Annotated in this window: 11 protein-coding genes; 6 read left to right on the forward strand and 5 right to left on the reverse strand. The window is 42.3% G+C overall.

Going from position 1 to position 11,191, the window contains the following annotated elements; all coding sequences use genetic code 11:
- Window positions 1-113: 113 nt before the first annotated feature.
- The 4 genes from Q7J41_RS12275 to Q7J41_RS12290 all read right to left on the reverse strand — a co-directional run bounded on the left by Q7J41_RS12275 (window position 114) and on the right by Q7J41_RS12290 (window position 4,636).
- Window positions 114-587, reverse strand: a complete 474-nt coding sequence (locus Q7J41_RS12275) for a universal stress protein (protein WP_304888521.1) — start codon at window positions 585-587, stop codon at window positions 114-116.
- A gap of 208 nt (window positions 588-795) precedes the next feature.
- Window positions 796-2,067, reverse strand: a complete 1,272-nt coding sequence (locus tag Q7J41_RS12280; protein WP_304888523.1) for a hypothetical protein — start codon at window positions 2,065-2,067, stop codon at window positions 796-798.
- 856 nt (window positions 2,068-2,923) lie between these two features.
- A complete protein-coding gene (locus Q7J41_RS12285; RefSeq protein WP_304888526.1) occupies window positions 2,924-3,556 on the reverse strand; it encodes a DUF47 domain-containing protein in 633 nt (210 codons plus the stop codon).
- Between the two features lie 30 nt (window positions 3,557-3,586).
- Window positions 3,587-4,636: an inorganic phosphate transporter gene (locus Q7J41_RS12290; RefSeq protein WP_304888527.1), complete on the reverse strand. Its 1,050-nt coding sequence runs from the start codon at window positions 4,634-4,636 to the stop codon at window positions 3,587-3,589.
- A 414-nt stretch (window positions 4,637-5,050) separates the two neighbouring features.
- Here Q7J41_RS12290 and Q7J41_RS12295 point away from each other — a divergent pair, with 414 nt between their 5' ends.
- The 5 genes from Q7J41_RS12295 to Q7J41_RS12315 all read left to right on the forward strand — a co-directional run bounded on the left by Q7J41_RS12295 (window position 5,051) and on the right by Q7J41_RS12315 (window position 9,855).
- Entirely contained in the window at window positions 5,051-6,481 is a 1,431-nt protein-coding gene (locus tag Q7J41_RS12295; protein ID WP_304888529.1) for a GBS Bsp-like repeat-containing protein, read from the forward strand.
- A gap of 146 nt (window positions 6,482-6,627) precedes the next feature.
- Window positions 6,628-7,350: an ABC transporter ATP-binding protein gene (locus Q7J41_RS12300; protein WP_304888531.1), complete on the forward strand. Its 723-nt coding sequence runs from the start codon at window positions 6,628-6,630 to the stop codon at window positions 7,348-7,350.
- Window positions 7,347-8,087 carry an ABC transporter permease gene (locus Q7J41_RS12305; RefSeq protein WP_304888533.1) on the forward strand — a complete coding sequence of 247 codons (741 nt, stop codon included), beginning with the start codon at window positions 7,347-7,349 and terminating at the stop codon, window positions 8,085-8,087. The genes Q7J41_RS12300 and Q7J41_RS12305 overlap by 4 nt, the downstream gene beginning before the upstream one ends.
- A gap of 13 nt (window positions 8,088-8,100) precedes the next feature.
- Complete coding sequence (locus Q7J41_RS12310) at window positions 8,101-8,949, forward strand: MerR family transcriptional regulator (protein WP_304888535.1); 849 nt, start codon at window positions 8,101-8,103, stop codon at window positions 8,947-8,949.
- Window positions 8,950-9,036: 87 nt separating this feature from the next.
- Window positions 9,037-9,855, forward strand: coding sequence for an EcsC family protein (locus tag Q7J41_RS12315; RefSeq protein WP_304888537.1), 819 nt, complete (start codon window positions 9,037-9,039; stop codon window positions 9,853-9,855).
- Here Q7J41_RS12315 and Q7J41_RS12320 read toward each other — a convergent pair whose 3' ends face one another.
- Window positions 9,856-10,353 (reverse strand): hypothetical protein, encoded by a 498-nt coding sequence (locus tag Q7J41_RS12320; protein WP_304888539.1) that lies wholly within the window; start codon window positions 10,351-10,353, stop codon window positions 9,856-9,858.
- A 116-nt stretch (window positions 10,354-10,469) separates the two neighbouring features.
- Between Q7J41_RS12320 and Q7J41_RS12325 the strand changes: the two genes are divergently transcribed.
- Window positions 10,470-11,108, forward strand: a complete 639-nt coding sequence (locus tag Q7J41_RS12325; protein ID WP_304888541.1) for a TetR/AcrR family transcriptional regulator — start codon at window positions 10,470-10,472, stop codon at window positions 11,106-11,108.
- Window positions 11,109-11,191 lie beyond the last annotated feature (83 nt).

The raw sequence follows: 11,191 nt of genomic DNA on the forward strand, positions 1-11,191 counted from the left end.
CACCTTTTGGGAATAAGTAAATAGATTTTTTGTAAACGTTTGTATATAATTTGTGTAATGATCTCGACCACTTTGTAAACGCCTTTGCACAGCCGTTTTCTGATTTCTGAAGGTTACTTAATATCCTCATGAATCGATAGCACCGGACAGGATGCTTCGGCAATCACTCGCTGGGTCACCGATCCGGTGAAAAACCGTTTTATTTTTGACATTCCTTTGTTTCCCATCACAATTAAATCAAATCCTTCGTTTTTGGCCAGATCTAAAATCTCAATCGACGGTTCTCCCGACACAACTGTTTTTTCCAGCGCAATGCCTGAAAAATCAAATGCCGATGTGATCTCGTCCAGCAATTCCGCCGCTCTTTCTTCGAATTCTGACACCACCTCATGTTCCACCCCGACTGATATAATGGAGCCGTCCACCTGATGCCAGAAATTCTGATTTCTGCCGTAACCTGATATATGGCTCTCCTCGACAACAGTAAATAAAGTTATTGAAAAATCGTATTTTTTTGCAATCTCGATGGCTTTTTTAAGGGCATTGATGGATGCCTTGGAACCATCAATGGGTACCAGTAATTTCATCGTCGTATCCTCCGTTTTCAGATAAATGTTATCCGTTATTAATTGGTTATGATCGTTTTTTCAGCTCCTCTCAGATGTTACTTGTTATACCCATTTTCGTCCGACTGAAACAGCCCGAACTCGATGTTAACAACTATAAAAAGCGATATGATCCCGATAATCATACCGCACTTATATTAATTATTATTTGATACTTTAATTTATCAACTTATTCAAATATCTTGATTTTTAGCTCATCCGCACTGGCTGGATCCAAATGATCAATGATGTTTAAATTCTCCAGGGCAATTTTTCTGGTAAATAAATACCGCACCCGTTCTTCAAATGCTGCCGGAAAAGCTTCAGCCAAGCTAAGATCCCGGGCGAGGGCACGGCTTTTGCCCTTGCCGTTATTGTAACTAAGCACCCATTTATCCTCGGTAATGCTCAACACATCGGCAGTGCTGGTTGGTCCGGGCGTGAGATAAGCGGTCATCGCCTGTTTTGCTTTTTCGGTTGTATCACCACAACCAACGGTCAGAAAAACACACTCAGGATTATCACCTAATGCATCAACAAAAGCTTCTTTAGTACCTTCTAAAAGTTGCCGCAGTTCGGCTCCAAGCTGGTCATTTACTTCAAAACAGCCCAGTCTTTTTCGGGTGTTTAAAATATCAAAACATTCTGCTTTTAAATCCTCAACCAGTTTACCATCATCCGCAAAGAGAAACTGGGAATAGTTGTAAAAATCGCCGGTGATGCCCGAACCAAATTCATAGGCGATAATCTGTTGTTTTTTCTCATCATATTTACAGCCGAAGCGGCGGCGATGCTGTTCGCCTTTGGCGGTTGCCTTGGTTTTTAATCCGTTCGCTTCAATATAATATCCCTTATTCTTCTTGTTGTTATAGAGATTCTTGCGATACCCCGATTTATAGGCCTGCCATGAATACTTGCATTCGATCAGAACCATCCGGTGTTTTCCATTGTGCTTCGCCTTGGAAATAACCACCATGTCCATCCGGCCTAGGGGTGTTGCCTCGGGTGAGTAGTTCAGATCCACACAGTACCAGTCCGAATCCGGGTTGGCGTTATTATTGCAGGCAATAATTCCCTGATATTTTTGTCCCAGCGGTCCGGCTTTTGCTTCAATGGGGGCACTTTCAACGAGGGCGTTCTCGACATTTTCTTTGAGTTCCGGATAGGATTCTACAAACGCCTGAACAAATTCCGGATCAAAGGGAAAGATCATCATATCTGCTTTCTGGGTAAATTTCAGGCCACAGAAAGCTGTTCGATCAATAAAGAATTTACTGATTTTAACAAAACATTTCTGATCTTCTGCATAGACCAGCTCCATCATGGTTTTTCCCCAGTAATAAATGATGATACTTTCATCTCGAATGCCTAAAAATAACTCTTTGTTTTCGACTACCCTATTTTTTAAAAAAGCTTCCAATTCAGGAACCTTTAAAAGATTTTCTACGTTTCCTCTTGACAAATAAATTTCCTCCGATATTTTTTAGTATGGCATAATTGCATTGAATGCTCCATGAGTTTTCAACAAAGATTCAATGCTGTCTCGACGGATTATAAATTTTACAATTACCTTTTATTATAACTTTTATTTTTAGAGGTAGCAACCATTTTTAATACAGCTTCAAATATTTTTTTGTTGACCAAAAAAGACTAAGGCCGATTTTACATTTTCATCTGTAAAACCGGCCTAGCCTAAAATCTCTGTTGTCATCCGTTTGGACTCCTTCTATTGATTTTATCAAAAATCTTCTTCTTCACTTTTCTTCATAAACAGCGCCAACATTTTGGAATCATCTTACTCTTTAGATTGGATTTGTTTTAACTCATCCCAATCATTCAGAAATCTTATCGTCATCATCTTCACCGAATGGTTTTTCTTGATACCCAATGATCTTTGACTATCTCTGTCTGATGTGTTTGAGGTTTCTTCCGTTCTTCATTTCGGAGCAATCTGTTTTCTCATTCAAATTTTTCCCACTGCCTTTAAAACGAATCAATTTGCCATTGGTCAATTATTTTGGTCAACCCTGGAAATTTTTTATTTTATTGGTGTGTCGTGCGTCTGTTTACTTTTCAATGATCGAAATCATTTAATTCAGAACTGGATTAAGCTGATTTTTGATTCACTTAAAGTATATCACATTATTCACATAAGTAAATAGACAAAATGTAACTGTTTGTATATCTTTTGTGTACGTTAGCGCCAACTTTGTAAAATGAGTCCAAATCTATTTAAAAAAAATACCGTTTTGGATTGTCTCCCAAAACGGCGGTGTCTCTGTAATTGCTTCACTCTATCCAACCAAAGCTTGTCTGGTTTAGGAGTTTTTCAGAATAATACTGGAAATAATATCTGCCGCATCCTCAAAGGAATCACAACTTTCTTCGAAGTAATCATAAATACGGATAAGGGCAATTGTTTCGATATGATCCCGTTTATCCACAAAAAGTTGCTTGACCGACTGTACATAAAGATCGTCACCTTCGTTTTCCAGCCGATTGATAGCAATAATGGCTTCATTTAAAGCTTTTGGTTTTTTAAAGGATTTTAATTCCTTAACCGCTTCATGCAGACAAGCCGCACTTTTTTCAATTAAATTCATGAACTTAATCATTTCCGGGGTGATCTTTTCAATCCGGAACATGTCGATGTATTTCAGAATATCTTCAATCAGATCGATGATGGTATCCAGAGCACAGGCCAGATTAATGATATCTTCCCGTTCAATAGGGGGAAGAAAATCACTGTACATAAATTCCATCATCTCATATTTGAGATTATCTGCGGTTCGTTCCACTTCATGGAGTTTGACCAGCTTCTTCTCTAAACTTTTAAGATCGTAATCCTGGAGGGTTTCGTTAAGCATATGGGATGCTTTAACGATCAAATTAGAAACAGCGATAAATTCTTTGTAATAGTTATACCCTTTTGTTTTAACTTTTTTTGACATAATGTCTCCCTTTTAAGAAAATTTGCATATTTAGAATATTTGCATGAAAATCCAGGCCATAATAAATCCGACCAGACCGCATCCGGGGAATGTCAGTACCCAGGCTAAAAGCATTTCACCGACCGTTGACCAGTTAACCGAGGAAAACCTTTTGGCTGCACCAACGCCCATAATGGCCGTTGTTTTGGTATGGGTTGTACTGACAGGTAGTCCAAAAACAGATGAGATCAGCAAACAAATTGCCGCCGCAAGGTCGGCACTGAATCCCTGAAAGGATTCGAGCTTAACCATATCCATTCCAACTGTTTTAATAATTTTCATCCCGCCAATGGACGTTCCCAGAGCCATAACCAACGAACAGAGTACCATCATCCATACCGGAATGACAAAATTGGTAGCGTCAGGATTTCCCTGCGCCAGAAAAATTCCCAGCATAAAAATCCCCATAAACTTTTGTCCATCCTGAGCCCCATGCATAAATGCCATGGCTGCGCCTGCTCCAATCTGACCTTTTTTAAAAAAGACATTGGTCTGTTGCCGCGACATGCTTTTGCAGACCATCATGACAATTTTAACAACCAGGAAACCTAATCCAAACCCTAATAGTGTGGATGTACCAAGCCCATAGATAACTTTTACCCAGGCGTCGCCGTTGATCCCGGCAATCCCACCTTGAAGGGCAATGGCCGCACCGGAAATACCCGCAATTAAAGCGTGGCTTTCACTGGTTGGAATCCCGAAGTACCAGGCCGCTGTCGCCCAGAGAACAATCGCAAAAAGGGCTGCGCATAAAGCAATCAGGGCGTCATCTGAACCACTGAAATTAACCATGTTTGCCACCGTTTGGGCAACTGTTGCATTAACGGCCGTCATGACGAAAACGCCGAGGAAATTGAAGACGGCAGCCATCGCAATAGCTTTTCTGGGTGCCATCGACCGGGTGGATACACAGGTGGCAATGGCATTTGGCGCATCAGTCCATCCGTTTACCAAAATTACCCCAAGGGTTAATACTACAATGATGAGCAGCGCTGGATTGCCAGCGATGCTGCCGATAAAATCCGATAAAGTGATTGTCATATTTTTTAAAATACCCCTTTTCTCTCTACACATTCAAATTCTTCTTTTGAATGTCATGCTGGTGTTTTTTTGCCGTACTCATTCTACACCATAAGTTCCCTAAATAGAACTCTTTTAACATAAATTTAACATATTTTTAATATAGAATCTCTTTATTAACATGTTTTCTCTATCGTTTTAATACAAAACAGTAATTTGCAGTAGTTCTTTATGTGATTGTTTTATAATTCTTGTATTTTTTTAAAAGAAATCAAGTAAAGCATTGCAAAATTTATAATAAGGGTGTAAAATTTAAGTAACAAATTGTATCTGAAAAACCTATATTAATGTGATTTTAGCCCAATTGTTTCTAAAACACTGAAATCTATACAAATTTATCATAAAACCAAACAAAGATACGGGAGGATACTGGAAATGAAATTTTATCGCGGGGCGTTTATTTGTTTTGTTTTGATTCTGGCCCTGGGAATTTACCCGGCTGCGGTGCTGGCAGAAGAAAATAGTGATAATGGAACGATGGTGATTGCTGTCGATGCCCAACCATTAGTGGAAACCCGGGAAATGCTCCCCGGAGATGTTGCACCCGACCCCGGTTGGCCTGATGAAGCCTATCAAAGTGACACCATGAATACAGCGTCGGTTTTCTCGCCACGACTCACTGCCCCGACATCCGACAATGATTATTACTTCACTAAAAATATTTTCTATCTCGCTGGCTATGGCATGCCGAACTGTACCGCCTATGCCTGGGGCAGAGCTTACGAAATTCTGGGCAGCAAGCCCAATTTAAGCAACGGCAACGCCAATGAGTTTTGGGGGTATAACCTGAACAACGGTGCCTATTCCCATGGCAGTACCCCTAAGGTTGGCGCAATTCTCTGCTGGGACGGTAGTTCCTGCGGACACGTAGCGGTTGTTGAAAAAATTGAAGGAAATAAGGTCACCGTTTCTGAATCGTCTTGGAGTGGTTCTTACTTTTATACCACCACCTTCACTGCTGGGTCGGAAGACTCAGTTTCTGTCGGTGGATTCCAGGGGTATATCTATATCGGAGATTTTGATCCTGAACCACCCCGGGACACTACCCCACCGACGATTTCTAATGCCCAAATTACTGATTTGAATGATGACGGTTTTACCGTAACCTGTCAGGTATCCGACGCTGACTCTGGTATTGCATCCGTTCTTTTCCCCACCTGGACGGACACAAATGGTCAGGATGATCTGATCTGGCATCAGGCGACCATTAGCGGTAATACGGCATCCTACCGGGTTTCATACAGCCAACACAATAATGAACTGGGTACCTATACCGTTCATGCTTATGCTTATGATGGTGCTGGAAATGTTTCAGCCACAGCTTTAAGCGTTTCAGCGCAAAAAAGTATTGCTTGTTCTTATCAAACTCATGTCCAGGATTATGGCTGGCAACGCTGGAAAATGAATGGCGAGCTTAGTGGTACTTCTGGAGAGTCCAAACGTCTGGAAGCCATTGAAATTCAGGTCGACAACAAGGGTTATGACCTGGGCATCGAATACCGCACCCATATCCAGAATATTGGCTGGCAGGAGTGGAAACACGACGGCGAAATCAGCGGGACTTCCAATCAAGGACTTCGTCTAGAAGCTATTCAAGTCCGATTGACTGGCGCTGATGCTTCCCGATATGATATTTATTACCGGGTTCATGCTGAAAATATCGGTTGGCTGGACTGGGCTAAAAACGGTGACAACTCGGGTACCGAAGGCTTCGGTTACCGACTGGAGGCCATTGAAATCAAGGTCGTCCCGGCCGGTTCCCCGGCACCAGGATCTACCATACGAGCTTTTCAAAGCAATAAATAAACTTAACCTAAAAACACCTTTCCGGTGTTTTTTTTTATGTGGAAATAACAAATATTCAGTCCTCAAAAATTTGAACTCACCCTTGACTCTCCCCGTGGAGGAGGATTTATACTTCAAATTGTAACAAAAGAAGATTGGAGGAAAAAATGGAAAACTGTATTGAAGTAAAAAATCTAACCAAGTCTTATGGCAACCGAGAGGCGGTGAGCAATTTAAACCTCACCGTTAAAAAAGGTGAGGTATTTGGTCTGTTGGGGCCCAACGGCGCTGGTAAATCAACCACCATCGACTGCATCCTGGGACTGAAGTCGTTTGAAAACGGTTCGGTTCGAGTTCTGGGTATGAATCCGACAAAAGAAAGAAAGCGACTTTTTGAGCAGGTGGGTGTGCAGCTTCAGTTCTCCAGCTATCAGGGCAACATCCGGGTCGGTGAAATCTGTGAGGAAATATCTGCCCTTTACCGATCCCCCGCTGATTATGGTGACTTACTGGGTCAATTCAAGCTGGACCAGTACCGCAAACAGCCGGTTACTAAACTTTCCGGAGGCGAAAAGCAAAAGCTATCGGTGCTGCTGGCACTGATCCCTCAACCCGAGGTGCTCTTCTTGGATGAGCTCACAACTGGACTGGATACCGAGGCCAGACGGGAGGTCTGGCAGATTTTAACCGATTTGAAAGAAAAGGGACTGACCCTTTTTCTCACCTCCCATTACATGGATGAGGTGGAGGTGCTTTGTGACCGGGTCTGCATCATTAACCAGGGACATGCGCTAGTGACCGACACCGTGCCAAAACTGATTCAAAATAGCCCTTACAAACGGCTGGAAGAAGCTTATCTCTGGGTCATGAAGGAGGAAATCGCCATATGAAAAAATTCTTAACCCTATTGAAAATCGAAGGCAAGTTGTCTCTGCGCTGTATTGACAGCATTTTTTTCGGAGTCTGTATGCCGGTCGGAATTATGATCTTAATCGGACTGATTGCCGGACAAAACCCGGCCACCACCGATGCCGGCTACACCCTAATTCAAAGCTCTTTTGGCGCTCTGGTCACCGTCGGGATCTGTGCCACAGCTTTTATGGGTATTCCCCTGACCATCGCCGATTATCGGGATAAAAAAATTCTCAAACATTTTTTTGTGACACCAGTGAGCCCGACTATGCTATTATGGGTACATGCCGTCATTAACATGCTACTGTCAATGGTTTCGGCGCTGCTGATTTACGCCGTGGCTAAAACCTTCTTCGGATATGAAATGATTGGCTCCAAGCTGATGTTTATGCTATCTTACCTGCTAGTCATGGTTTCCATGTACAGTTTGGGACTGCTCATTGCCAGCCTGTGCCAAACGGTTAAAACTGCCAATGTGGTCTGTAGTATTGTTTACTTCCCAATGCTGTTTTTATCCGGTGCCACCATTCCCTTTGAGATCTTTCCTAAGCCGCTCCAGACCGTGGCCAGTTTTCTCCCCCTTACCCAGGGCATCAAACTTTTAAAATCTGCGAGCCTGGGACTGGAAACCAGTCTGTTGATTCCCCTGTTTGTTCTGGTGGGATCACTGATAATCGGAATTATTTTATCGATGCGATTCTTCCGCTGGGAATAAGAAAGGACATCCAATGAACGAAACCTATCAATGCGAACGAAAAGAAGAAACGGTCTATTATAAAATCGGTCTGTTTTCTAAAATGAACCGGGTCACCATCAAAGCCCTTCGTCATTATGACGAAATTGGTCTGCTGGCCCCGGCTTTCATCGAAAAATTTACCGGATACCGGTATTATACATCCGAACAGCTCCCCATCCTGCACCAGATTCTGGCGCTTCGGGAAATGGGATTCACCTTGGACGAAATTAAACAGATCCAGGGTGGTGTTCCGGAAAAAGAATTGCTTCAAAAAAAGAAGCTGGAGATTATCAAAAAAATCGCTGCGGATACCCTACGCCTCGCCCAGGTTGAATCCTATTTGAGTAAAAGCGAGGCGTCAACAGGAGAATATCATATTATTCTCAAGGAACTCCCCCAGGTGATTGTCGCTTCGATGCGGACGATGATTCCCGGATACGACGCCCTATTTCATGTCATCCCCCCCATGGGAGCCGAAATGGAGCGGCTGGGTTGTGTCTGTGCGGTTCCGGAATACTGCTTTAATATCTATCATGACGGTGAATACCGTGAAACCGATATCGACGTGGAAATCTGCGAGGCGGTCACCGAAAAAAAAGCGGACTCGGAACTGCTGACTTTCAAAGTCATCGACTGCGTGGAGAATGCCGCCTGTGTGCTTCATAAGGGTCCCTATGAAGGTTTCCCCAAAGCCTATAACGCTGTCCTCAAATGGGTCGAGAACAACGGCTATGAGATCATTGACAATCCCCGAGAGTCGTACATCGATGGGCTCTGGAACAAAGATTCCGCTGAAGACTGGCTGACGGAAATCCAGTTTCCGGTCAGAAAAATCTGCTAATTTTTTCCCCAAGTGTTTTTTAAAGATAACATGATAGAATAATCGGTAAGATAGTTTTTATTAAATCAACCGATTGGAGTTGCAAATATGAAGAAAGACCTTATCCTATCAAAACAACTGGCCATTCTTGAAAAACAGGAACAGAAGTTTTTGAATCAAACTGACAGTGAGTTTATCAAGTCAAATTTTACCCCTGTGGTCAATAAAATCCAGGCGAAAATACCTGATAAATTACAATCAACTCTGGATGCGGCCTTCTATGTGGGTTTTCATTTAGTCTTTGAAAAAGGAAGTTCGTTAATCGAAAAAACTTACAATAAAGAAAAAATTGACGTGGCCTATGATTTGCATAATTATGCCATTGAAAAGTATATGAATAAAAAACACCTGAAAACGTTGGATAAACCGTCACAACATTCCAAAATCATCAATGAATCCATTGCCGCCATAGAAGGTGGCGTTCTGGGTTTGTTGGGGATCGGGCTGCCGGATATCCCCCTGTTTCTTGGCGTTATCGTCAAAACCATTAATGAAATCGCTTTGTCTTACGGCTTTCAATATGCCTCAGATGAGGAAAAAGCCTATCTGCTTTATTTGATCTGCACCGCCATGTCAAAAGAAGACCAGCGCAAAGGCTATGATCAGAAAATTGAGCGCTTAGGTCAGAATATCGACGCCCACACCCAAATAAACATTGATCTGGAAGCTGTAATGAAGGAGACTTCTGATCTTTTATCCAATACCCTGCTGACCGCCAAATTTATCCAGGGGCTACCCCTTGTCGGCGTCATCGGTGGCGTGGTTAATCCCATTATGATTAATAAAATCGGCAAGTACGCCCGAATTAAGTATAAGAAGCGGTATTTGCTGAGCAAAATAAATACGGCACCCGTGGCTCAATCCTGACTATTTACAAAAGTTTATGATCCCGGCAAGAATTAGCATTCCCATCCAGAGAAACATAAAAACAAACTTAATGGTAGTAGCCCATGAACAGACCGTTGCCAGCAACATATTTTGCTGCGGATAGTTATTGATTAACACGATCAGTAAAGTATTTTCCAGGATGTCGCACAATGCCCGGGCGATGGCCATGACAATCAGTATATTTCGTTGCAGCGGATCTGCTGTAACCCGAAACGACAGGGTCAACATTACTATCAGAAAACAGGCAATGAAACAGTAATCCAAAAGCAAATAGTGTTTGTAGGACTTTTGTCCCTGCTCCCCAATTTGATCAAAGACCTGATAGATGGTGTTTGCATCATACCGCAAACGCATGTCCAGCAGACTAAAACCGGGGTCGTATTGCTGGATGCCCCGTACTCCCAGATTGGTAAATTCCATCAGGATTAAACATCCGAAAAAGCCAATCGTTCCCAAAACTATTACCCAAATATTCATCAATTTTTCCTCCATCTTGACATTGCGCACTTCAAGCACTAGAATAAAGTATACCGTCGTTATACATTAAAGTATACCGTCAGTATACTTTAATGTCAACAGAAAGGAAAGATCCAATGGAAAATTTATCGATCCGCAACCAGGAGAAGCAAAAAAAGGAATCTTTCATCATCGATTCGGCTGATCATTTATTTTCGCTGTCCGGCTACGAAGCGACCACCATGAATGACCTGGCCCAAGCGACAAATCTGACCAAACGCACCCTGTATAAATATTTTGTGAACAAGGATGATCTTTTCTTTGCGGTCATTTTGAACGGCTATCAGAAACTCTGGCGGGAGATCAGTTGTGAATGCGAAAAAGGCCAAACCGGACTCGCAAAGCTTGAGCTTTCCTGCGCTGCTTTTTATGCATTTTATTGCAGAGAACCAGGGGTATTGTCCTTGATGGGCAAAATCGGACGGGTTAGATCCCAAAATGCCGATATAGAACTACCCTATCAAGCGCAATTCTATGCCCATAATAAAATTATGTTTGCGGCTATCAACCAGATTTTTGTACTGGGCAAAGCGGATGGGAGTTTACGAAATGATATCAACGCACCACAATTGATGGGTTCTTTCATCTTTACACTAACGGGGTTTTTCTATATGTTCTCTCTTTCCGGTCAATCATATTTGAAATTTCTGGATGTAAAAGAAAATGATTTTATCAAAACCACCCTAAAGTTATTGATTGATACTGTAAAAAAATAGAACCGATCCATTGAGCGATAGACTCAAAAAAGACCAGTCCCGGCACTAACCCAATGGGTAAAAGCCGGAGCTGGTCTTTTTAT

The organism is Acetobacterium sp. (assembly GCF_030652775.1).
In the GTDB taxonomy this organism is placed as follows: Bacteria; Bacillota; Clostridia; order Eubacteriales; family Eubacteriaceae; genus Acetobacterium.

Bases quoted from the DNA above. Each gene is read 5' to 3' on its own strand.
- Q7J41_RS12290 (WP_304888527.1), bottom strand. From the start codon at position 4,636: ATGACAATCACTTTATCGGATTTTATCGGCAGCATCGCTGGCAATCCA.
- Q7J41_RS12305 (WP_304888533.1), top strand. From the start codon at position 7,347: ATGAAAAAATTCTTAACCCTATTGAAAATCGAAGGCAAGTTGTCTCTG.
- Q7J41_RS12325 (WP_304888541.1), top strand. From the start codon at position 10,470: ATGGAAAATTTATCGATCCGCAACCAGGAGAAGCAAAAAAAGGAATCT.
- Q7J41_RS12275 (WP_304888521.1), bottom strand. From the start codon at position 587: ATGAAATTACTGGTACCCATTGATGGTTCCAAGGCATCCATCAATGCC.
- Q7J41_RS12310 (WP_304888535.1), top strand. From the start codon at position 8,101: ATGAACGAAACCTATCAATGCGAACGAAAAGAAGAAACGGTCTATTAT.
- Q7J41_RS12315 (WP_304888537.1), top strand. From the start codon at position 9,037: ATGAAGAAAGACCTTATCCTATCAAAACAACTGGCCATTCTTGAAAAA.
- Q7J41_RS12295 (WP_304888529.1), top strand. From the start codon at position 5,051: ATGAAATTTTATCGCGGGGCGTTTATTTGTTTTGTTTTGATTCTGGCC.
- Q7J41_RS12320 (WP_304888539.1), bottom strand. From the start codon at position 10,353: ATGAATATTTGGGTAATAGTTTTGGGAACGATTGGCTTTTTCGGATGT.
- Q7J41_RS12285 (WP_304888526.1), bottom strand. From the start codon at position 3,556: ATGTCAAAAAAAGTTAAAACAAAAGGGTATAACTATTACAAAGAATTT.
- Q7J41_RS12300 (WP_304888531.1), top strand. From the start codon at position 6,628: ATGGAAAACTGTATTGAAGTAAAAAATCTAACCAAGTCTTATGGCAAC.